This is a genomic window from Chryseobacterium gleum (assembly GCF_900636535.1).
Taxonomy (GTDB): domain Bacteria; phylum Bacteroidota; class Bacteroidia; order Flavobacteriales; family Weeksellaceae; genus Chryseobacterium; species Chryseobacterium gleum.
Genome location: NZ_LR134289.1, coordinates 2,940,724 through 2,964,529 on the forward strand (window position 1 = coordinate 2,940,724; position 23,806 = coordinate 2,964,529).

19 protein-coding genes are annotated in these 23,806 nt (G+C 36.3%); 5 read left to right on the forward strand and 14 right to left on the reverse strand.

Going from position 1 to position 23,806, the window contains the following annotated elements; all coding sequences use genetic code 11:
* Nucleotides 1–38 precede the first annotated feature (38 nt).
* The 11 genes from EL165_RS13410 to lpxB form a co-directional block, all read right to left on the reverse strand.
* Nucleotides 39–3,074 (reverse strand): reprolysin-like metallopeptidase, encoded by a 3,036-nt coding sequence (locus EL165_RS13410; RefSeq protein ID WP_002976327.1) that lies wholly within the window; start codon nucleotides 3,072–3,074, stop codon nucleotides 39–41.
* 180 nt (nucleotides 3,075–3,254) lie between these two features.
* On the reverse strand, nucleotides 3,255–3,920 hold the full coding sequence (locus EL165_RS13415) for a DUF6048 family protein (protein ID WP_002976325.1): 666 nt from the start codon (nucleotides 3,918–3,920) through the stop codon (nucleotides 3,255–3,257).
* Nucleotides 3,886–4,362: a DUF6452 family protein gene (locus tag EL165_RS13420; RefSeq protein ID WP_041461579.1), complete on the reverse strand. Its 477-nt coding sequence runs from the start codon at nucleotides 4,360–4,362 to the stop codon at nucleotides 3,886–3,888. The genes EL165_RS13415 and EL165_RS13420 overlap by 35 nt, the downstream gene beginning before the upstream one ends.
* A 31-nt stretch (nucleotides 4,363–4,393) precedes the next feature.
* The gene (rlmD, locus tag EL165_RS13425; RefSeq protein WP_002976320.1) at nucleotides 4,394–5,806 is read right to left on the reverse strand and encodes a 23S rRNA (uracil(1939)-C(5))-methyltransferase RlmD; all 1,413 of its coding nucleotides are present in this window, start codon (nucleotides 5,804–5,806) and stop codon (nucleotides 4,394–4,396) included.
* Nucleotides 5,807–5,913: 107 nt separating this feature from the next.
* Nucleotides 5,914–7,458 carry a TlpA family protein disulfide reductase gene (locus tag EL165_RS13430; RefSeq protein WP_002976318.1) on the reverse strand — a complete coding sequence of 515 codons (1,545 nt, stop codon included), beginning with the start codon at nucleotides 7,456–7,458 and terminating at the stop codon, nucleotides 5,914–5,916.
* Between the two features lie 309 nt (nucleotides 7,459–7,767).
* Complete coding sequence (locus EL165_RS13435; RefSeq protein ID WP_002976316.1) at nucleotides 7,768–8,535, reverse strand: succinate dehydrogenase/fumarate reductase iron-sulfur subunit; 768 nt, start codon at nucleotides 8,533–8,535, stop codon at nucleotides 7,768–7,770.
* Between the two features lie 24 nt (nucleotides 8,536–8,559).
* Nucleotides 8,560–10,572, reverse strand: a complete 2,013-nt coding sequence (locus EL165_RS13440; protein WP_002976315.1) for a fumarate reductase/succinate dehydrogenase flavoprotein subunit — start codon at nucleotides 10,570–10,572, stop codon at nucleotides 8,560–8,562.
* A 15-nt stretch (nucleotides 10,573–10,587) separates the two neighbouring features.
* On the reverse strand, nucleotides 10,588–11,250 hold the full coding sequence (locus tag EL165_RS13445; RefSeq protein ID WP_002976313.1) for a succinate dehydrogenase cytochrome b subunit: 663 nt from the start codon (nucleotides 11,248–11,250) through the stop codon (nucleotides 10,588–10,590).
* A gap of 144 nt (nucleotides 11,251–11,394) precedes the next feature.
* Complete coding sequence (locus EL165_RS13450) at nucleotides 11,395–13,167, reverse strand: ComEC/Rec2 family competence protein (RefSeq protein WP_126358643.1); 1,773 nt, start codon at nucleotides 13,165–13,167, stop codon at nucleotides 11,395–11,397.
* Between the two features lie 141 nt (nucleotides 13,168–13,308).
* On the reverse strand, nucleotides 13,309–14,397 hold the full coding sequence (locus tag EL165_RS13455) for a glycoside hydrolase family 99 protein (protein ID WP_002976309.1): 1,089 nt from the start codon (nucleotides 14,395–14,397) through the stop codon (nucleotides 13,309–13,311).
* Nucleotides 14,398–14,436: 39 nt separating this feature from the next.
* Nucleotides 14,437–15,540 (reverse strand): lipid-A-disaccharide synthase, encoded by a 1,104-nt coding sequence (gene lpxB, locus EL165_RS13460; RefSeq protein WP_002976308.1) that lies wholly within the window; start codon nucleotides 15,538–15,540, stop codon nucleotides 14,437–14,439.
* A 78-nt stretch (nucleotides 15,541–15,618) separates the two neighbouring features.
* Between lpxB and EL165_RS13465 the strand changes: the two genes are divergently transcribed.
* The 3 genes from EL165_RS13465 (at nucleotide 15,619) to EL165_RS13475 (ending at nucleotide 18,127) form a co-directional block, all read left to right on the forward strand.
* A complete protein-coding gene (locus EL165_RS13465; protein WP_002976307.1) occupies nucleotides 15,619–16,128 on the forward strand; it encodes a DUF2480 family protein in 510 nt (169 codons plus the stop codon).
* Nucleotide 16,129: 1 nt separating this feature from the next.
* Complete coding sequence (locus tag EL165_RS13470; protein ID WP_002976306.1) at nucleotides 16,130–17,389, forward strand: protein O-mannosyl-transferase family; 1,260 nt, start codon at nucleotides 16,130–16,132, stop codon at nucleotides 17,387–17,389.
* Between the two features lie 81 nt (nucleotides 17,390–17,470).
* Nucleotides 17,471–18,127 carry a DUF937 domain-containing protein gene (locus EL165_RS13475; protein ID WP_002976305.1) on the forward strand — a complete coding sequence of 219 codons (657 nt, stop codon included), beginning with the start codon at nucleotides 17,471–17,473 and terminating at the stop codon, nucleotides 18,125–18,127.
* Nucleotides 18,128–18,185: 58 nt separating this feature from the next.
* Here EL165_RS13475 and EL165_RS13480 read toward each other — a convergent pair whose 3' ends face one another.
* The 3 genes from EL165_RS13480 to EL165_RS13490 form a co-directional block, all read right to left on the reverse strand.
* Nucleotides 18,186–18,305, reverse strand: a complete 120-nt coding sequence (locus EL165_RS13480; RefSeq protein ID WP_002976304.1) for a 30S ribosomal protein THX — start codon at nucleotides 18,303–18,305, stop codon at nucleotides 18,186–18,188.
* 203 nt (nucleotides 18,306–18,508) lie between these two features.
* A protein-coding gene (locus EL165_RS13485; protein ID WP_429825934.1) for an IS3 family transposase occupies nucleotides 18,509–19,746 on the reverse strand; the annotation gives its coding sequence in 2 pieces (ribosomal slippage) (nucleotides 18,509–19,398 and nucleotides 19,398–19,746; 1,239 coding nt in all).
* Nucleotides 19,747–19,847: 101 nt separating this feature from the next.
* Complete coding sequence (locus EL165_RS13490; RefSeq protein WP_002976303.1) at nucleotides 19,848–21,242, reverse strand: MATE family efflux transporter; 1,395 nt, start codon at nucleotides 21,240–21,242, stop codon at nucleotides 19,848–19,850.
* A gap of 112 nt (nucleotides 21,243–21,354) precedes the next feature.
* Between EL165_RS13490 and EL165_RS13495 the strand changes: the two genes are divergently transcribed.
* Together EL165_RS13495 and aspS are read left to right on the forward strand one after the other, a co-directional pair.
* Nucleotides 21,355–21,717: an ankyrin repeat domain-containing protein gene (locus EL165_RS13495; RefSeq protein WP_002976302.1), complete on the forward strand. Its 363-nt coding sequence runs from the start codon at nucleotides 21,355–21,357 to the stop codon at nucleotides 21,715–21,717.
* 137 nt (nucleotides 21,718–21,854) lie between these two features.
* A complete protein-coding gene (aspS, locus tag EL165_RS13500; RefSeq protein ID WP_002976301.1) occupies nucleotides 21,855–23,609 on the forward strand; it encodes an aspartate--tRNA ligase in 1,755 nt (584 codons plus the stop codon).
* Nucleotides 23,610–23,806 lie beyond the last annotated feature (197 nt).

Consider the following 23,806-nt stretch of genomic DNA (forward strand, 5'->3'; position numbering starts at 1 on the left):
GAAATTTCCGGGGATTTACTAATATTTAAAAGTTATGCTTATTTCTTAATGAATTTAGATTTGAATTGCTCAACTCCTTTATCATCTATTGTAATTACATAACCACCTTTAACTAAAGCGGAAACATTCACTTTTCCATTATTGATATTTCCTTTATCTACTAATTGTCCTGCAGCACTATAGATTTTATAAGTTGCTTTGTCTGAAACTTTAGTAATGTTTAGAACATCACTTACCGGATTCGGATAAATCTGAATACCATTATTTTTAACAGCAGTCTCAGCAGTAGCAAGGTTACCTGTAATAACTACGTTATAGTCTTCAACTTCTCCGTAATCAAAATTATCTCCACATATATAATCTGTAGGTAATGACAGACCAACGTTTCCGTTTCCAGTACCAGCACCTACATAGAAAGCTACCACTCTCATTCTTAACGGCTGTCCTTCTACGGCATCAGCTGGAATTGTAACATTTCCACTAACTACAGTTGATGGCTGTGTTAATGTTACAGGGTAATTCAGTACTCTTTCAGAATCACTGAATACACCATCCTTGTTAAAATCAATAAATGCAGCTACTGTATCATAATCTGCAACATCAGGGTTTCCAACCGTAACAGACATAGGATAAACATTTCCTTTTGTCATGTTAATCTGAAGTGCTGTATTTGTTGTGTAGTTTGTATATGTACTGCTTGCAGAAGTATTATTTACGTTGGCAAGTGTTACATTTGCAATATACTCATAGTTTGAAGCATTAGTAGAAGCAGGACAGTAAGTCATAGCCGGGGTACTGAAGTTTACAGAAGTCGAATATGTACCTACTACAGTACCACAAACTAAAGCTACCTGAACTTCATATGTTGTACCATCAATTAAATTACTTAGATTAATTGAAGGAACTGTTGCATCAGCTTCAGTCCATGCAGTTGTACCTACCTTTCTGTAACGTACCTTATATGTTGCTCCGGTATAAGACATCCAGGATACACTCGCTGAAGATACAGTAATATTACTTACAGCAACATTAGTTGGTGCAGCACTGCTACATGCAGATAGAGGTGCAATGCTAACAGGTCCTACAGCATAGAAAACATTTCCTATTGAAGAAACTCTTACCTTAATAGTCTGACCGTTCAATGAAGAAGGGAAAGTGAAGTTTTCAGTTCCGTCATTAGGAGTTGAAGCAGATAATACAGTCCAGGTTGTTCCGTTATCTGTAGTATAATCAATTTTTACATTAGCAACATTATAAGGAGCTGCATTGGTATTGGCAACAATCCACTGAATCGGAGTCGGAGTATTCACATCAGCATATTGGTTAGCTAATCTGAAAGGGCCATTATCTCCTACAACAATTGTCTGAACTTTAAAAGCTGATTGCTGTTGAGATACAACTGAATTATTATCTCTTACGGTTAATGCAAATTTTGTAGTTCTAGCTTTAGTAGATACAGCTTCCCAGGTATTGTTTGCATTATTCAATACTCCGCTCATTACAGATGTAAATTTCGGGAAGTATCTTGTTGGGCTTGTGCTTGGAGCGACAGATCTGAATGAAGCTCCTGAGGTAGTATTTCCTAAGTTATATTTATCAATAGAAAGTGTAGCATCATCTACTTCTTCCCAAGAATAAGTCATCGGGTCATTTTCCGGATCTGTAGCAGTACCTGTCAGAGCAAAAGCAGTGCCCTTAGGAATCGTATATGTTGGAAGATCATTAATTACCGGTGGATTGTTGGTAATTGTAGTTTCCACATCACAGGTTTTCGCGATTAAGTTAGCCTGAACCTGACCGATACTTGCTTTATGGAAATAGGCATCAGAATTAGGCTGAATATCTGTATCCGGACCAGTAATACCGGCATATCCCATAATGGTAGATCCTGAACCAGGTTCCATATTTACTCCACTTCCTTCAATATTGTGAGAGAAAGTATGATTAGCTCCTAACTGGTGCCCCATCTCGTGTGCAACATAGTCGATATCAAAGCTATCACCTGATGGAATTCCGTTTGCAGGAGAAGTAAACCCTGAACCTTTTCCTTTAGGAACTGTAGTGGTAGGATTAATACATACACATCCGATACATCCGGCATTTCCTCCACCTCCTGATTTACCGAACAAATGTCCGATATCATAGTTTTCATTTCCTACATTGGCTGTCAAAGCTGCTTGCAGCTGTCCGTTCCATGCACCTTGTGCCCCGGTTGCAGCAGCGGCATACGGATCTGTAGCTGGATCAATATAAATTACATTGGGAAAATTCTGTAAATTCAAATGCAGAGCAAAATCTTTTTCAAAAACTCCGTTTACTCTGGTCAGAGTATTGTTGATAGCAACCAACGCAGGAGCTCTTTTCTGGTCATCTGTAGCGGTAGCAGGTACACCAGCAAGTGTCATAAAGTATTGAGTGTACTCCCCTGTAACAGACATTGCCAATCTCATTGTTCTGTATTTTTTATCAGAACTCTTGTTGAAAGTTGTTGGTTGATTAGTGAACGACTGTCCGTTTTTTAATAAAGCATCTATTTCCTTCTTAGCAGCAGGAGATTCTTCCGTAGAGCATAAGAACCCATTTTTTTCCTTTTTTGTTTTTGGATGAACAGCATAAACTGTTTTATCCGCAGAAGCAGGGTCAATAAATTCATACTTATCCCCATGGATGATCATTGACTGAAAATCATTAGGAGCAATACTGAATCTTAAATATTTGGTTGGGTCCTCGACACTTGTTCCAACATAAGATCCTAACTCATACTTATCTGCCAGCTCTTTTACAACTACTGGAAAACTGTATACATTAAATCTTTCAATCTTCCCACTCATAGTAGGAAGAGAAATTACTACAGGAGTGGAATTTGCTCCCATTTCCTGTGCATTCTTCAGCTGAGATCTCAGTAAGTTCAGGTCTAACTTATAGTACCCATTACCTCTTACATTAGATTGATCTACTCTAAATCCTGTACTTCTTTTGTTATCGTCTCCTTTTTTAAAAGAAGTTGGTGTCCATTGGCCGAACACTGCTCCTCCTATAAAAGTAAACATTAAAGCAGTAAATACTCTTTTCATAAATTAAAACACAATTATAATTTCCGCCAAATATAGCTAATTTATAACTTACACAGATAAAATAAGTTAATATTTTTTAATATTATATACCCATCAAGCCTATTCATTAAAAAAAATACAAACTTTAGAATATTCTAAAGTTTGTATTTTATATATTTTAAAAGTTAAGGTTTGCTATTTTTAAAACTTATAAGCAACATTCCATGCAAATCCCATATTGAACTTTGAAGAACTTCTTCCAAAGCCGGGAACAATCATTGGAGAAATATCGTCCTGCTTGGAAGTGTACACCAGATATCTTGGCTGAAGATTCACGTCGATATAGAAGTTGGAATTAAATAACTGTACTCTGCCGCCTATAGTTCCCTCAAGCCAGAAAGAAGACTGCGATGATGAAGGAAAAGCTTCAGAAGAGTTACTTCCTCCAAATCCACGAACGGGCACGGCCATATATTCCTGGTTGTAGAATGATCCGGCAGCCTTCCCTCCTGCATAAAATCCGTTAAATTCATTTTCTGCATCTTTTGCCAACATGTAGAAGGCTCCCAGCTTAACGAAAGGACCATTTACTTTAGCATCATAACCGTTCTTCTGGTATATATTTTTTTCAAAACCTGCTTCTGCAATGGCATGTACATTTCCTCTGATTTTCGAAGAAATAAATCCCTGATACAGTTTTCTGTCCGAAAAGAACCCAACTCCGGTATTCAATACATCAAGCCCAACCATAAAATTAGGCTTATATTTCTCATGAACTTCCTTCTCTGCTTCCTTTTTTTTCTCTTGTGCCGAGCTTATTATTCCCAATAAACTAAAAAGAAAGGTAAAGATTAGTCTTGTCTTCATTCTCTATTTGATTTTGTCCGGCTTCCAGTTTCTGAACAGGATTCGGAGTTACTAATTCTGAAGTTAAATTTTCATAAGTTTTTTTGATTCCGCATCCAGGAGACACATAGGTTGACTTTGTGCTATAACTTATTCTTACATGAGACTCCGGCCCTTTTAATCTGGTTTTGAAATAAACATCTGTATAGGGTGAGTTGTCTACACGTAAAGGAATTAACCTGGAATCAATGTTTGCAAGTTTTCCCAGATCCACCTTTCCTGCACCATAGTCTACTGATACATACAAAGTATCTATGGTTGTATCTTTTCCGCTTGCCAGTGTCCTGAAACCTACCTTCATTCTGGGAGTTCCTTCCCCGCTTTCACAGATATCATCATCACCGCCACAGGAAAAAAGCATCCCTAAAAAACAGATTACAATGAGAAATTTAAAGTATTTCATATTAAGATTTGGAAATTCAAATTTAAATAATTTATTTTTTAACAAGCAATGCAATGTTCTCAACATGGTGTGTCTGCGGGAACATATCTACCGGTAAGATCTTTACTAAAGTATAATGATCTTTCATCAAAGCAAGGTCTCTTGCCTGCGTTGCTGAGTTGCAGCTTACATAAACTACTTTTTCCGGTGAAAGTTTTAAGATTTGTTCTACCACCTTCTGGTGCATTCCGTCTCTTGGTGGATCTGTGATTAATACATCTGCTTTAGGGTGATTAGCCATGAATTCATCATTGAAGATATCTTTCATATCTCCACAATAGAATGTTGTATTGGTAAGTCCGTTCAATGCAGCATGTTCTATAGCTGCATCTATCGCTTCCTGCACAGATTCTATTCCGATGACCTGTTTTGCGTTTCTTGCTACATACTGCGCAATTGTTCCTGTTCCTGTGTAAAGGTCATACACCACTTCATCTCCTTTCAGGTCTGCGAACTCCAGAGTTTTTCTATACAGTTCCAAAGCCTGCTTGTAGTTGGTCTGAAAGAACGATTTCGGGCCGATTTTAAACTGCAGTCCGTCCATTTCTTCCATAAGGTATCCTTCCCCAAAATATACATTGATATCCAAATCATAAATAGAATCATTCTGTTTAGAATTGATAGCATACACCAACGTTTTAATCTGAGGGAATTTCTCTAATAAGAATTCAAAAAGCTTTTCTCTGTTTTCTTTTTCTTCTCTGTAAAGCTGGAAAAGAACCATCCACTCTCCTTTGGAATTCTGTCTCATCATTAAGGTTCTTAAAAACCCTTCCTGATTTCTTACATCAAAGAAGTCCAGTCCATTGTTTACTCCATATTCTTTTACAGCCAGTCTTATGGCATTGGAAGGATCTTCCTGAAGGAAACATTCTTTCAGGTCAAGAATTTTGCTCCACATTCCCGGAATATGGAAACCTAAAGCGTCTTTGCTTCCAAAGTTTTCTTCAGAACTGATTTCGTACTGGGTAAGCCATCTTGCATTGGAGAAAGAAAACTCCATTTTATTTCTGTAAAAATACTGCTCTTCAGATCCTAGAATTGGCACGGTTTCAAAATCATCAATACCGCCGATTCTTTTAATATTATTGTAGACCTCTTCCTGTTTAAAATCAAGCTGTTTTTCATAGCTCATATTCTGCCACTTGCACCCTCCGCAGGTACCGAAGTGGATACATTTAGGCTCTACTCTGTAAGGTGATTTTTCAAGAATTTCCACAGCTTCGCCTTCATAATATTTTGACTTCGCTTTTTTCACTCTCACATTGACAACATCACCTGGAATTGCACCTGAGACCATTACGGTCTTACCTTCGTCTGTTCTTCCGATTGCAACGCCTTTTGCACCGGCTGTTAACAGCTTTATATTTTCAAGAACTATATCTCTTTTTTTCTTCCTGCTCATTCTAAAATTTTCTATTTTCCTAATTGAAACCTTACGTTTCAGTTTGCAAAAATACAATAAAAAAAACCTTATCCGAAGATAAGGTTTCTATACTGTGTTAAAGTTTATTATTTTGTCGGAGCCGGCTGCGGATTTGCTGGCTGTGGAGCTTTCTGCTGTGCGGCAGAAGGATCAAGCTGTAATTGTGGCTGCATTTGAACATTCGGATCTACTTTTGGCGCTGAAAGACCTGTTTGTTTATCCAGAATAGTTACTAATTCCTGCTCACCAAGATTTACGAAAGATCTGCTGGCAATTTTACCATCTTTATCAATGATGACAAAGCAAGGTAATTTGAATCCGTATACTCCATATTTCTTAGCAATATCAGAGTTCAAACCTCCTTCTCCGTAAACATTTACTCCCTGAATTCCTTTTAACAGAGAGTTGCTTGTCTTAATGAACTGATCTTTTGTATCGTCAACGTTTACATATACAAAATTCATTTTAGACTTGTAGAAGTTCACCACTTCTTTCAATACTGGTACTGTAGCTTCGCTGATGTAAGGATTCCATGAAGCATAGAAGAACAGCATATAAGGTTTACCTTTGTTTTCAGAAAGTTTATATGCCTTTCCGTCTTGTTTTACCAAAGTCGCTTCAGGAGCTGCTTCTCCGATTTTAAGTCCTGTAATAGCCACCTGCATTTTTAAAAGATCACTTTTAATCGTAGCATCTTTAATATCTGAATCGATAATCTTTTTAATCTTATCAATGTTTGCAGCAGGAGTTGTAGGATGAATATCAGCCTGAGCCATTACAAATGCCAAAAGATAATCTTTTGCAGTCTGAGACAAATCTTTCTTAGTTTTTAAATACTGAGCGAACATCTCAGAAGTTGTAATTCCTGTTTTTCCCTTGCTGTTTGCTTCAGCATATTTCTGGAAATCTGGAGTCATTTTTACAAGAAGATACTGTCTGTAAAGAGGAATAGTTTTCACCATCGCATCTTTATCAGTTTCTAACTGTGTTTCGTAATCTTTGAAAGCTTTAGAAGCTTTGTAAGAAGGGTTTCCGGACATTGGCCCGTGAGACATTTCATAATTGGCAAGTAAATTAAGAATGGTTACTTTCACATCGTTTTTCTTCCATTCTAAAAGTGCTTTACTTGGATTATTCTTTTTTGCAAGATCATCTACATTTTTATTAATATCATTTTCAATTTTGTGCATCCCTTTCAAAAATGCAGCTTCATCTCCACTCATTAATACCTGTAAGTTAACCTTAGTACCATATTCAGCTAAAAACTTCTGAGAAGCTGTAAGGAAATCATTGTTCTTTTTAGCATCTCCGGTAATGACGAATTCATTTGGGAAAGTAGCTCCGTTTCCGGAGATATTTACTTTTTGTCCTCCTTCAAGATAGATCAGGTTTTGTCTGCCCGCATAGTTGATTACGTACATACCATCTTTAGGAGCTTCAAAATTTCCTGAAAAGTTTCCGTCTTTATCCAGACCTATATTAATTAAAGGCAGGGTTCCTACTCCTGAAGCTTCTACAAATTCAATTCTTTCTAATGGTGAGCTTCCAGTAATTTTTCCTTTTACTTCTACTTTTTTTGAACAAGACATCACAAAAAATGCGATGATAAACAATAAAAGATATTTTTTCATTTCAATTTTTAATATTACACAAAAATACGCTTTTTAGGGCTTGCTAATTCACACTATCAATTTTTTTTAAAAATTTTATTATTACCGTTCAAAAGCAGGATTTGTATTGTCTAATAATCTCTTTTTCATGGTAAAAAAGCAATTGAACGTGTTTTTTGAAACCCATTCAACTACGCTCCAAATATATACTTAATAAATAAAAAACAGCAAAAACCCGGCAATAAGTTAACAAACTTTAACAGGCCAATCCCTATCATAAAAAAATCGCCTCCAAAAATGAAGGCGATTTTCTATGTATTTGAATCAATTCTATCCTTGATCTACAAGAGCAGCCATGTATTCTCTGTTCATTCTTGCAATGTTTTCAAGCGAAATCCCTTTAGGACATTCTACTTCACACGCACCTGTGTTTGAACAGTTACCGAATCCTTCTTCATCCATAGCTTTTACCATGTTCAGAACTCTTCTCTTAGCTTCTACTCTACCTTGAGGAAGCAATGCGTACTGAGAAACCTTAGCTCCTACGAAAAGCATTGCTGATCCGTTTTTACATGTAGCTACACAAGCACCACATCCGATACAAGCCGCAGCATCCATTGCTCTGTCAGCATCTTCTTTCGGAACCGGAATAGCATTAGCATCCAATGTATTACCAGAAGTATTCACAGAAATGAAACCACCTGCGGCCATTACTCTGTCGAATGCGCTTCTGTCCACCATTAAGTCTTTGATAACCGGGAAAGCAGCACTTCTCCATGGTTCGATAACGATAGTTTCACCATCTTTGAACATTCTCATGTGAAGCTGGCAGGTAGTAATTCCTGTATCCGGCCCGTGAGCTCTACCATTGATGTAAAGGGAACACATCCCGCAGATTCCTTCACGACAGTCGTGATCGAAAGCGATAGGTTCTTTACCTTCGTTAATTAAATTTTCGTTCAGAATATCCAGCATCTCTAAAAATGAAGAGTCTGTAGATACATCTGATATTTTATAGGTCTCAAACTGACCTTTAGTTTTACTATTTTTTTGTCTCCAAATTTTCAGCGTAAGATGTAAGCCTTTTTTTGCACTCATAATGTTATATTTATAGGTTGGAGATTATTTATAACTTCTAGTTTTAACCTCGATGTTCTCGTAGATCAGTTCTTCTTTATGCAACACTTCCGCGTTGATATCTGCTCCCTGATATTCCCAAGCTCCGACGTATTTGTAGTTTACGTCATCTCTTTCCGCTTCTCCGTCCGGAGTTGAATGGTCTTCACGGAAATGTCCACCACAAGATTCGTTTCTGTGTAGTGCATCGATAGCCATTAATTGTCCAAGTTCCAGGAAGTCTGCCACTCTGAATGCTTTTTCAAGCTCAGTATTCATCCCTTCTCCTTCACCAGGTACTTTTACGTTTTTCCAGAAATCGTTTCTTACTTCTTCGATTTCTTTGATAGCTTCTCTCAATCCTTCAGGAGTTCTTCCCATACCTACTTTGTTCCACATGATGTGTCCCAGTTTCTTATGGAAATAATCTACTGAATGAGTTCCTTTATTATTTAAGAAGAAATCAATTTTCTCTTTAATTCCTTTCTCAGCTTCGTCAAACGCTCCTGAATTGGTAGGAATAGCTCCTGTTCTGATATCTGCAGAAAGGTAATCTGCAATCGTGTAAGGAAGTACAAAATATCCGTCAGCAAGACCTTGCATCAATGCAGAAGCTCCCAATCTGTTTGCACCGTGATCTGAGAAGTTGGCCTCACCGATTACGAAACATCCAGGGATGGTAGACTGAAGGTTATAATCAACCCATACACCTCCCATTGTATAGTGAACTGCAGGATAGATCTTCATTGGAGTTTTGTAAGGATCATCCGCTGTAATTTTTTCGTACATTACGAATAAGTTACCGTATTTCTCCTCTACCCACTTCTTACCAAGGTCATAGATCTGCTGATCTGTCGGGTTATGAATATGTTTTTCGATAGCAGCTTCTCTACCTTTTTTCATGATCTCTGTAGAGAAATCAAGGTAAACACCTTCTTTTGTATCATTATTTTCAATTCCGAATCCGGCATCACATCTCTCCTTAGCGGCTCTTGAAGCAACGTCTCTAGGTACAAGGTTACCGAATGCAGGATATCTTCTTTCTAAATAATAATCTCTATCTTCTTCTTTAATATTTTCAGGTCTCAGTTTACCTTCTCTGATGGCTACCGAATCTTCAATCTTTTTAGGAACCCAGATTCTTCCTGAGTTTCTTAATGATTCAGACATCAAAGTCAGTTTAGACTGCTGTGTTCCGTGAACCGGAATACAAGTCGGGTGAATCTGTACATAGCAAGGGTTTGCGAAGTAAGCTCCTTTCTTGTGAATTTTCCAAGCTGCAGAAACGTTTGATCCCATTGCGTTGGTAGAAAGGAAATATACGTTTCCGTATCCTCCTGAAGCAATCACTACAGCGTGAGCAGAATGTCTTTCAATTTCACCTGTTACAAGGTTTCTTGCGATAATTCCTCTTGCTTTTCCGTCAACAATTACAAGATCCATCATTTCATGACGGTTGTACATTTTGATTCTACCTTTACCGATCTGACGGCTCATTGCAGAATAAGCACCTAATAATAACTGTTGTCCGGTTTGTCCTTTTGCATAGAAAGTTCTTTTTACCTGAACCCCACCAAATGAACGGTTATCTAACTGACCTCCGTAATCTCTCCCGAAAGGAACTCCTTGGGAAACACACTGGTCAATAATATTTGCAGAAACTTCAGCTAGTCTGTAAACGTTAGCCTCTCTTGCTCTATAGTCACCACCCTTGATGGTATCATAGAATAATCTGTAAGTAGAGTCACCGTCTCCCTGATAATTCTTAGCTGCGTTGATCCCTCCCTGAGCTGCAATAGAGTGAGCTCTTCTTGGAGAATCCTGGTAGCAGAATGCTTTTACATTGTATCCTTGCTCAGCTAATGTAGCTGCTGCAGAACCTCCTGCCAAACCTGTACCTACAACAATAATATCAATCTTATCTCTGTTGTTTGGTGCAACAAGGTTCATATGGTCTTTATGATTTTTCCATTTATCCTTTAAAGGACCCGCTGGAATTTTTGAATCTAATTTACTCATATTAGTATATTGATATTATTGAGTTACAAAGTGAAAAATTGCGATAAAAATAAACCCTGCAGGAATAAGGATTGAATACCATTTCCCGAAAGCTTTGATTACCGGTGTATATTTTGGATGTCTTGCCCCGATAGACTGGAATGAAGACTGGAATCCGTGAGCTAAGTGTAAGCCTAATAAAACAAAAGCAATTACATACAAAGCCACTCTCCAGATATCCGCAAACTTCTCATGAAGCTCCGGCCAGAAACGTTCTGCATCAGGAGTCAAAACTTCTACATACTTGTAGTTGATCTCGTGTAACCAGAAATCGTAAAAGTGAAGCACTAGAAAAGCTAAAACAACTGCTCCTGAAATAATCATATTTCTGGACATCCATGAAGAGTTCACAGAAGGATTGTTAGATGCGTACTTTATAGGACGCGCTTTATTATTCTTAATTTCCAACACAAACCCCATAATGAAATGGAAAATTACTGCAAAACCAAGAATAGGCTGCATTAAGAACTGCACAAAAGGATTATAGCCCATAAAATCTGATGCTGTATTGAATGCATCACGATTCAGAACTGATAACAAATTGGTCGTCAAATGCAGTATAAGAAAAATCAGCAAAAATAGAGCTGATAATGCCATAGCATATTTTCTACCTATCGTAGAACTCGTTAAACCTGCCATATAAGTTTAAATTTGAATTTCCACAAAATTAAGAAAGTTTAACAATATCAAAAAGTGAGAAATCTCACAATTAGACAGTTTGTAATCTTTCTAAATAAGAATTCATCCATTATAAATGCACGAAAATCTCTATCTTAAGAACCATCATTTCAGATGGTAAATTTTATCTCTGAAAACCACTTTTTGGGCAGAGGATGACATGCTTTTTATCTCAAAATATTTCACTCGTCTGGAAGCACAATAGGGATTGATGACATACTGTACAATCTTCGACTCACTTTTCATATCCGAAATCCAGAAAGATACTTTACTCCCCGTTTTTATGGAGAAAACTTTGTTTTTACCAAAGGTATGAACCAATATTTCTTCTTTACAGTTTTCAAAAGCTGTACTCCCCGTTCTTATCATCAGAAATACTAAAGCGGCCATTATCAATGTCATTGAATTTTTAAAATTAAATTTCAGTATCAAAGGTCTTAGTAAAAAAATAACAACAGAAACAGACAGTACTTCTATCCCATTCATCGGAATATTTTCAAAGAACAATACATCTACCTCAGCAAACCAATGGATCATCTTGAGTAAAATCTGAATCACAAAATCATATAACCTGTTTATCAATTCAAAATCGGCGCTGGCAGAAATGAGCGCAGTCATTAAGAATGAAAACACAATAATGATTTCGGAGAAAGGAACTATAACAAAATTCGCAATGATCGAGATCAATGAAAACTGATGAAAATAATACAGCACAACAGGCAGTGTTGCCAGCTGAGCCGACAGAGATACTGTAATGGTATTAAACAGTATTTTTTTGATATAACTATCTTGCCTGGGAAAGTATTTTAACAAGGGCTGATTCAACCAAAAAATTCCCAAAACAGCTAAAAAGCTGAGCTGAAATCCTACATCAAAAAGTTGTTGTGTATCAGCAATTAAAATAAAGAAGGCTGATAATGCCAATGAATGAAGAAGATCCGATTTCCGTTGAAGTAAAATGAAGGTAAAATAAACACTGAGCATAATACAGGAACGCAGAACCGAATTTCCAAATCCGATAAAAGCAGCAAACAGCCAGATAAAAGCCAAACTGATAACCATTGCATATTTTCTGAAGCTTAAAGGGGTAAAACGAATCAGCAAAAAGTAAAACATCCCGAAAATCACAACAATATGGGTTCCGGAGATCGCCAGAAAATGAACCAACCCGGATTTATTAAAATCTCTGACAGTATCCGCATCAATTTCTGTTCGATCCGCCAGAATAAGGCCTTTTAAAAATTCTTTGCTTTTTCCTGACATTCCGGTTTTATCAATTCTGTTAAGAACTTTAAACCTGTATTGCCGCAACTTATCTGTTATTGTTAAATCATACCGTTCTGCAGATCCGACTTCTTTTGAAATATAAGTCTGATAATAAATATGTTTTCTTGCGAGATACCGGACGTAATCAAACTGAAAATCATATTGAGGAGCTTTAGGCTGTGTAATATAAGCCTCAGTCTTGTAGTAATGAATAAAATCCAGCTCTTTATAATCTCTTGGAACATAAAAAATTGAACTTAAACTTTTGTTTCCGGTTTGTGCTGTTCCTTCATATTTTCTATATTTTTCCGTAGAGTTCAGTTTTTGAGAAATCTTAAAAACAATTATTTCTTTTTGCTTTATCTGCGAATGTTCATCTGATGAAAAGGAATTATAATAATGAAGAATAATTCCCGCTCCAAAAAATAAAAGCATCAGTAAAGCTGTCCTGGTTTTGTACAGAAAATAAGAATGAAAGCATACTATAGCCAGAAGGATTAAACAAATTGCAGTAGCCCAATAAATAGCATATTCTGCCAACACCATTTCATCCTGGAAAAAAATTCCAAGAATAAAGCATACTGCGAGAATAAGAAGAGGTTGTTTTTGCAATTCCAATTAATTATCTGTAAAAATTAGATAATTAATGAGTGATGTATTATCTCCTTAATAACTGATAGGCGCCTCGTTATCCATCAAAGATGTCAACAGAACGCTTAATTTATTTTTACAAAAATTACGTTTGAAAGTATGTTATCTCTTTTTCAGAAATTTATCCGTCAAACGCTTTGTTTCTTTAATATAAAATAAAGGATCTTTCCCATAATCTTCATATTTGAAATCCCCTGCTTTTTTAGGAACAGCTGGCTCTATCTGTGTTCCTTCATGCCATTCATTGAATGATGTGATTCCAATGAAATCCGGATTAACTTTGATGGCAGCATCAAACATATTTTCGTAATACTTTCCATTGTTTCTGCTTTTAAAGTTAGCTTCATTCCATGGACGTATTCTTGTATCTGAATAGCCCGGCCCAACACAAGGGATAAAAATCAGGTGATGCTCTTTAGCAAAACTTGCCATAAAATCCCAGTTGGCAATTGTACTTCCATACACAAAACCTTCGCTGGCAAAATAGGTATAAAAGCCGTCAAAACCTGCTGAATCAAAAAATTTCGCATCATCTTTTTCAACCCAAAGCCCGATATAAACAGCATCTAAATCTGTATTTCTAACTGTTTTTTTTCCGTTTTTGGATAGTATTTCAGCCCATTCTTCCTTAGGAATTTTATAACTATCATACATATAGAAAAGTGGTTTCCCCTCTTTTTTATAGAAAGCGTGATGATGAGAATAGGTTTTTATGAGATAAGAAAGCTGTTCTTTTAATTCTGCTGTATTTTTATAGAAAGGCTCTATATGGAATGCTATTTTTAAATTAAACCGGTCTGCAATATTCAGATATTTGTTAAGACTTTTATCTGTATATGAATCTTTTCCCAGCCAGCTTACTACAACTACTCCCACTCCGGCATCCCTGATCATTTTCATATGCTTCTCAATGATCTTTGGGTCATTGGAGCTGTAATTCCCCAGTGCCGGATAAAAATTAGCACCAATATCATCTCTTCCTTTATGGTGCCCGAGGTTATTCCATTTCGGATTATTCCAATGAGGAAGGATCTCATGATTCCAGTGCTGATAACTTCCATCTGTTGCAGGATTTCCGTACCATCCGTAATAAAATATCTGGACTTTATCTCTTTCATCATTCTGCTGAGCAAAGCTGTTTGAAAAAAATGTAATTGTCAGTAGTAGCAGGAAACGGCTAAAATAATTCATAGTTAAAAAGTAATTAAATTCTCAAAGACCTTGGTAATATTACACTTTCAAGATTACCTCAGCAGCATGTTCACTGGCTCCTTTTCCACCAAGTTTTTCTCTCAGAAGATGGTAGTCATTCAGAACCTGCTCTCTTTTTTCTCCTGTAAGAATTTTATTGAGTTCTGTTACCAGATTTTTAGTATTCAGATCGTTTTGAATCAGTTCTTTCACCACTTCTCTGTCCATAATTAGGTTAACCAGAGAAATGTAATTGATATTTTTCACCAGTCTTTTTGCAATGGCATAAGAAATTTTGCTTCCGCGATAACAAACCACTTCAGGAATGTTCAGCAAAGCGGTTTCCAGAGTAGCCGTTCCGGAAGTTACGAGAGCCGCCTTTGAACATCTTAGCAAGTCATAGGTTTTATTGGAAACGAAGTGAACATTATCATCCACATATTTCTGATAAAATTCTTTCGGAAGACTTGGCGCTCCGGCAATCACAAACTGATAGTTTTGAAATTGCGGTCTTACAGAAAGCATCATTTCAAGCATCTTTTCCACTTCCTGTTCTCTGGAACCCGGTAAAAGAGCAATGATTTCTTTTTCATTGAGTCCGTTTTCAGATTTGAATTTTTCAACACTGATTTCCTGCAAATCTGAGATAGCATCCAGCAAAGGATGTCCTACAAAATGAGAATGGACTCCATGTTTTCTGTAAAAATCTTCTTCAAAAGGAAGGATGACCATCATTTCATCCACATATTTTTTAATAATCTCTACACGGCCTTCTTTCCACGCCCAAAGTTGCGGAGAAATATAGTAGACGACTTTGATTCCAAGCTCTTTGGCAAATCTGGCAATTCTCAGGTTAAAACCCGGATAATCTACCAGAATCAAAACATTAGGTCTGTTCTTCTGAATATCCTCTTTACAGAATTTGATATTATTCAGAATAGTGCGGAGGTTCATCACAACTTCCAGAAATCCCATAAAAGCAAGGTCACGATAATGTTTTACCAATGTTCCACCCTGAGCTTTCATCAGATCACCTCCCCAAAATCTGAATTCCGCATTAGGATCTTTATGTTTCAAGGCTTTCATCAGGTTGCTTCCATGCAAATCACCGGAAGCTTCTCCTGCAATAATATAATATTTCATTTCTATAGTAAGGATAGAGAACAAATTAAGACAGATATGATCTTAATTCGTAAATTTGTTCAAAGATAATGATAAAAAATGTCAGAAGAATTTGAAATCAGGAATAAAGTTGCAGAAAGCGGCCTTATCAATTTTGACCTTACCACTTTACTTCCAAAAGGGGAAAGAAAGGGTATTGACCTTAAAGATTTTCTTTTTCAGGAGATGATTCTCAAAGAAAAAGATTTCCGTGAAAAGGTAGATGCAATAGATACTGAACAGTATAAAGACACTTATATATACATCTACAATTCTGTAGATACTATTATTCCACTTTGGGCTTATTTTGTTTTAACAGCAAAACTTACAGACGTGGCCAGGAAAATAGTTTTTGGAAGCAGGGAAGATCTGGAGGTTATTTTAATGCATAATGCTATCCAGACTTATGATTTTGAGGAAATGAGAGGAAAAAGAGTGCTTGTAAAAGGCTGCTCTGATAAGGAAATTCCTGAAAATGCTTATATTGAATTGGTAGAACAATTAAAACCAATAGTAAAATCGCTGATGTTCGGAGAAGCTTGTTCTAATGTTCCCATTGTAAAGAACTGATATGAACAAATCTTTATCAGCTGTATTTTTATTTATTATTTTTCTTGGTATTTATTATTGTGGAAGTTTTTCAAAAATTCCTTTTGCTGACTGTATAGGATTTGTACTGAGTGCAGAAAAAGGCCTATGGGAAACAACCGCTACTGCAACCAGTCACTTTTTATATATTAATACTGTTATTTTCATTAAAAATCTGGCAGGCATCAACGCAATTGAAGCAAGCCGGTTTTTAGTAGTTTCTTCGGCAGCAGCTACAGTTTCTGTCATTTATCTTACAGTAAAAAGTATTTCAAAAAAAGAATGGGCATCTATTACGGCTGCTTTTGTATTTGGTTTCAGTTTTACCTTTTGGAGAAATGCTGAAATCGTAGAAGTATATACTTATAATTCGCTTTGGGTAAGTCTTTTTTTCTTTTCGGTTATCAGAAGTTTTACTGAAAACAAAAGAATATATATCCTGTTAAGCAGTTTATTTTTAGGGATAAGCTTATGGGTGCATATTCAGAATATTCTTCTGATTCCTGCCTTACTGGTCTTTCTATTTTATTTCAGGAATGAAAAAAAATATGCGGCAGCATCATTATTGATTTTTATTCTGCTATTCATTTCATTATTCATTTTAAATATATCCCAGGGGCTTCCTTTCAAATCTCCTTATAGTTCTGACCAGGGAACATGGGTAGAAGATTCTCTGAGAAAAGATTTCATTCAATATGTAAAGGATTTTTTTCAATCTTTTGTATATCTTATTTATAATTTCAACCTTTTTACATTTTTCGGAGTCGCAGGTATCTTATTTCTGTACAAGGCCAATAGAAAAATGTTTTTTGTTTTTGCAGTGGGAGCTATATGTGTATATGGATTTTCAACCTTTTATGCAGTATCAGACAATTACGTTTTCTTCCTGCCTTTCAATATTATTTTTGCTTTGTCTATCGGGTATGGTCTTTCTGCTGCAAAGTATGCTCATCTGAGAAAATTTTCATGGATTTGTCTGTTAATTCCTGTGGGATATCTTCTGCTTTATAAAGTCATATCCTTAACAGAGAAAGGAAAAGAATTCCATTCCTTTAAGGAGTATAAAGGCGGGCTCTCTTATTATGTGCTTCCATGGATGAACAACAATGTAGGGATTCTGGAGTTTACCATTGATAAAAAACAGGCACCGGAATCTATTGAATGGATGACCAATAGTGCTGTAGAATATATAAAGCTGCTAAAAAGCAAAGGATATACAGAGGAACAGATCAGAAAACTTTAACAATAATTATGAAAGACGGTCATTTTATGAGGCATATTTTTTGATAACTTTGGTGTACTTAATACTAAATAAACACAAAAAATGAGTTTAATTGACCTACTTACAGGGAATACAGGCAACCAGGTTGCTGAACAGGCTGAAAACAAATTCGGAATCAGCAAAAACCAGGTGATCGCCCTATTAGCTGTAGCGACCCCTCTTATTATTTCTTACCTTAGAAATAAGTCTCAGGATGCAAAAGAAGCAGAAGCTTTAAATAATGCTTTAGATAAAGACCATAACGGAAGTATTTTAAATGACGCTTCACAAATTGAAGCAAGACAGGCTGAAGGCGGATCTATTCTTGATCATATCTTTGGCGGACAAAAAAGTACTGTCGAAAACCAGTTGTCACAAAACACCGGGATTTCAATAGATAAAATTGGACCTATTCTTGCTATGCTTGCACCTGTTGTAATGGGTTACATCGGTCAACAAAAGCAACAAAATAATGTAGGAGCAGGCGGCTTGGGAGATTTGTTGGGAGGAATCCTTGGAAATGCTTCAAATCAGGCTCAGGCTCAGCAGTCTAATCCTTTAAATGATATTCTTGGAAGTGTTTTAGGCGGCGGACAATCTCAATCATCTGGAAATCCCCTGAATGATATACTGGGAAGTGTATTGGGCGGCGGTGGAAACCAGCAACAAGGAGGTGGTGGCTTAGGCAGCATCCTTGGTAATATTCTTGGAGGTAAATAATTAATTTAATTTTCATAAAAAAGACCGGAGATATAATCTTCGGTCTTTTTATTTTTAATTACTTTTTAGATTTTTCTTCAGAAGCTACAAAAGATTTTGAGGCTTTTTTAGGTCTTCTTTTACCATAACTTCCGGAATTAATCTTTCCTCTTCTTGATTTTTTGTCTCCTTTTCCCATAGTATGATGTATTTGTTGTTCCTACGAATTTAAAAAATACAGCGCTAAAATCCAATTAAAGAAGCTGTTAAAGTTTTATAAAATAAGAAGGAAGCTGGAAGTGGGAGGCTGGAAGTTACTATCAGGTTATCTGTTTCGACTCTCAATCTGCAGATCACTTATCTTTTTTCATTTTGAGTCGTCCTAAAATAGGTTGACATAAATTAAACAATATTTAATCCGGAGAGATATTTTATTTCTTCGGATTTTTTATGCACTTTATCTGGAGTTTGCATATTAAGGCTTAGATGTGGTCTTTTAGTATTATAAAGATAAATACTTTCTTTTACTAATGAGTTTAGATCTTGCATATTCTTTGTTTTATAAAAAAGGAATTCTTGTTTCAATATTCCATTCACCCTTTCTGCCAGTGCATTTTGATAGCAATCATAACCATCAGTCATTGACGGTTTGATTTCATTCTTATTAAGTATTTTCTGGTAATAACCAGAGCAATATTGCAAACCTCTATCTGAATGATGAATTAATGGGCCACTTGAACCTCTATTTTTTATTGCCATTTTTAAAGCTTTCGCAACATTTTCAGTGTTCATATTTGAACTTAATGAATATCCCATGATCTTTCTACTATAGGCATCTGTTACCAAAGATAAATAACATGTAGATTCTTTGGTTTTAAGATAAGTTATATCGCTTACAAACACCTGTTCCGCTTTTTCTACTCTCAAATCCTTCAACAGATTGGGATGCTTTCTAAGCCAATGCTTTGAAAATGTTGTTTTAATATATTTCTTTTGTCTACGGATTAGCATATTCTCTCTTTTTAAGTAGGCAAATAAAGCATCTCTTCCCAATTTGACATCTTCCTGTATGAGCTGTTCTTTAAGAAGATGATAAAGTTTTCTTGTTCCTAATTTAGGTAACTTCATTCGTATTTCCTGAACCAGAAATTTTACCTTCAGTAATTGGTTTTCCCGGATTAAAATCCTTTGCTTAGCTTGATAAATAGCCTGACGGCTTATCCCAAACAATCTACACAGTCTTGATATACTTATTCCTTGTCTGTGGAGTTGGAAGATTGTTGGGAGGAAAACTTTTTTCTGATTTGAGTCCCATATTGTTTATCTGAGATATCAATCATCGTATTAAGAACCTTGGTTTTTAGCTTTTCATCAGCTAGTTCTTTTTCTAAACGTTTAATTTTTTGAGCTGGTGTTTCTTTGGAATTAGGCATAGTATGAAGTTTAGGTTTACTCCACTCTAAGTTACCATATCTTCGCAACCAAACCAAAACAGTACTTCTTCCCTGGATACCATACTCTTTTTGAGCCTGCTTGTAAGTGTAATCGCCGTTTTCTACTTGAGAAACTATTCTTAATTTAAAGGCTATACTGTAGTCTCTTTGTGTGCGCTTTTCTCTTTTTAATACTTGATCTTTCATAAATAAGTCGATTAATTGTCAACTTATTTCAGGACGGGACATTTTGATAACAAAAGGCTATTTAAATATTCAGGCTGCCAGGACTTCCAGCATCCAGCCTCTTAAACTTTTATCGTTTTCCATTTTCCTTTTTTAAATAAAATAAAAGCGACAATGGTAATTAAGGTTTCTGCTGCAGGAATTGAAATAAAAACTCCTTTAGGCCCCAATTCAAAATATTTCGATAAAAAATAGGCCAGAGGAATCTGAAACAGCCAGAACCCAAAAAGATTAACCCAGGTTGGAGTCCACGTATCACCAGCACCATTAAAAGCATTAATCATCACCATTCCGATTCCATAAAAAATAAATCCGGTACTCATAATCTGAAGCGCATTTTTGGCAAAGTCTTTAATGGCTGTTTCCTGAGTGAAAAAACCTACTAAAAAATTTCCCATAAAAATAAATATCAGGCTTACTGCCAGCATAAAGATGACATTATATTTTACGGTTTTCATTACCGACTGTTCAGCTCTCATCATTTCATTAGCTCCCATATTCTGCCCTACCAATGTGGAGGCTGCATTACTCAATCCCCAGGCCGGAAGCATGAAGAACATCATTAATCTCAAAGCAGTCTGATAACCTGCCGATGCATTCTCTCCTCCTGTAGTTGCTACCAATTCTGCAAGGAAAATCCAGCTGCAAGAAGCAATGACAAACTGAAAGATTCCCGGTGTTGCAATTTTTATGATGGATTGGATTAATTCATAATTGGGTTTAAAATAAGAAAGTCTTATTCTTATCTGAGTATCTGCCACCAAAAGATGGTATAATTGATAAATAACCCCAATACTGCGTCCTATGGTAGTTGCCAGAGCAGCTCCGGTCAATCCCAAAGCAGGCACAGGACCCAGGCCTTTTATCAGAACCGGACAAAGAATAATATTGGCAATATTGGCTATCCATAAACTTTTCATCGCAATCATCGCATTTCCAGCTCCCCTGAAAATCCCATTGATTAAAAACAAAAGCATGATAATCGTACTGCTTCCCATCATAATCCTGGTAAAATTCTTTCCATAATATGCAGCCTCTGGTTTAGCCCCCATCAGAATCAGAATTTTTTCTGCATAGATCACTCCCAGTAAACTTAAAACAAACGTAATAGCAAAGGAAACAAGCAATACCTGCGCAGCACTTCTGGAAGCCTGTTCCGGATTTTTTCCCCCGATTCTCCTTGCCACCAAAGCTGTTGCTGCCATGCTCATCCCTATCGCAATAGAATACATTACTGAAAGTACAGATTCCGTAAGCCCAACTGTCTGGATAGCAAAACCACTTTCTTTCAAATGGCCGACAAAATAAAGATCTACAAGCGCAAATACGGACTCCATAGCCATTTCCAGCATCATGGGAATAGCTAAAAGCAATACGGCACTTCTGATATTTACTCTGGTAAAATCTGTCTCTTCCCCGCTAAACGCTTTTTTCAAAAATTCAACATATTTTGTCATTTCACAATTATTAATTTAGATAATCTCAAAAATACAAATCCAATTATTAGAAAAACTTAGCAATTGGTAATAAAATTTAATTTAGATTTGTATATTCTTAAAAATTATTCTTATGAAAAAAATAATCTCTACTATCTTTCTATTTGGAATGTTACTGTCCGGAAGCATGCTATCTGCCCAGAGAATGACTCAGGAAAAGATGAAAGCCATTTATTCTGATGATATAGCAACATTTAAAAAACAGTTTGCACCGGGAGATTACAACAAATGTTTCCTTGTTGGAGATATACTTTATTCACCTCTTGGTTTCAGTGTGATGGCTGACAGAAAGAATATTCTGAATTTCCTTTTGGACAATAAAGCCAATGTTAACAAAAAATGTCAGAATAAAACACCTCTTGAAGTAGCTGACGAAACAAAAGGCAGTGAAGAAATAAAGAAAATTCTGATCGCAAAAGGCGGCAATAGAGATTAAAAAATCTAAAAACAATATATGAAACTTCCGAAAGGAAGTTTTTTTTATTTATAAAACCTGCAAAAATCTTATCTTTGCCAACGAAAAATTCAAGGTCCGCAATTGGACCTTAAACATTGAACTTTAAACAAATAATTATGTTTCGATCACACACCAACGGAGAGCTATCTCTGAAAAATCTGAATGAAGAAGTTACACTATCAGGATGGGTACAGACTATCCGTGATAAAGGATTTATGATTTGGGTAGATCTTCGAGATCGTTACGGAATTACCCAGCTGGTTTTTGACCAGGAGCGTTCTTCAGCACAACTGATGGAAGAGGCTAAAAAACTGGGCCGTGAATTTGTGATTCAGGCTACCGGAAAAGTTATTGAAAGAGTAAGCAAAAATCCTAATATTCCGACAGGAGAAATTGAAATCCTTGTGGAAAAACTGACGATTCTGAATGATTCTCAGCTGCCACCTTTTACCATTGAAGATGAAACTGACGGCGGTGAGGAATTAAGAATGAAATACCGTTATCTGGATATCAGAAGAAATCCGGTAAAAGATAAACTGATCTTCCGTCACAAAATGGCGCAGAAAGTAAGAAATTATTTGTCTGACGAAGGTTTCATTGAAGTGGAAACACCTGTTCTGATCAAATCTACTCCTGAAGGAGCAAGAGATTTCGTTGTACCGAGCAGAATGAATCCGGGACAGTTTTATGCATTGCCACAGTCTCCACAGACTTTCAAACAGCTTTTGATGGTAGGTGGAATGGACAAATATTTCCAGATTGTAAAATGTTTCCGTGATGAGGATTTAAGAGCTGACAGACAGCCGGAATTTACACAGATCGACTGTGAAATGGCTTTTGTAGAGCAGGAAGATGTTATGAATGTATTCGAAGGAATGACTAAGACTCTTTTAAAAGATATTACAGGTCAGGAATTCGGAGATTTTCCAAGAATGACTTTCGCAGATGCGATGAGAAAATACGGAAACGACAAACCGGATATCCGTTTCGGAATGGAGTTCGTAGAACTGAATGAGCTTGTAAAAGGAAAAGACTTTAAGATATTTGATGATGCTGAATTGGTTGTCGGAATCAATGTAGAAGGATGTGCAGAATATACAAGAAAGCAGATTGATGAGCTTGTTGATTGGGTAAAACGCCCGCAGATTGGTGCTTCAGGAATGGTTTGGGTAAAATTCCAGAATGATGGAGTAAAAACCTCATCGGTAAACAAATTCTACAATGAAGAGGATTTAGCGAAAATCATCGAAAAATTCGGGGCAAAAGAAGGAGACTTAATGTTGATTCTTTCCGGAAACGAAAACAAAGTAAGAGCTCAGCTTTCTGCGTTGAGAATGGAACTTGGTAACCGTTTAGGATTAAGAAAAGGCAATGAGTTTGCACCACTTTGGGTTGTTGACTTCCCTCTGTTGGAATGGGACGAAGAAACTGAAAGATATCATGCAATGCACCACCCTTTCACTTCTCCGAAGCCGGAAGATATTCATTTATTGGAAACTGATCCTGGAAAAGCAAGAGCCAACGCATATGATATGGTTCTGAACGGAAACGAAATCGGTGGAGGTTCTATCAGAATTTTTGATAAAGATCTTCAGTCTAAAATGTTTGATTTATTAGGATTTACCAGAGAAGAAGCTGAAGCTCAGTTTGGATTCCTAATGAATGCGTTTAAATATGGCGCACCGCCACACGGAGGTTTAGCATTCGGGTTTGACCGTCTGGTAGCTATTCTTGACGGAAATGAAGTGATCAGAGATTACATCGCTTTCCCTAAGAACAATTCAGGACGAGATGTAATGATTGATGCTCCTGCTTCTATTGCCGATGCACAGCTAGACGAACTGGAATTACAATTGAACTTAAAAGCATAAATGTAAAGCGGGGTATTTACCCCGCTTTTTTTATATTCTTAATTAAAGGAATATTCAATTCAACTCTTACAAAAATGCATGTTCATAAGACAGCATTATTTGGAGTTTATAGCCTTACAAATTTCAGTGCATTTTATTAATTCATCAACAAAATCAACTCTATAGTAGTATAAAGTACAACTTTCATTTGCAAATCA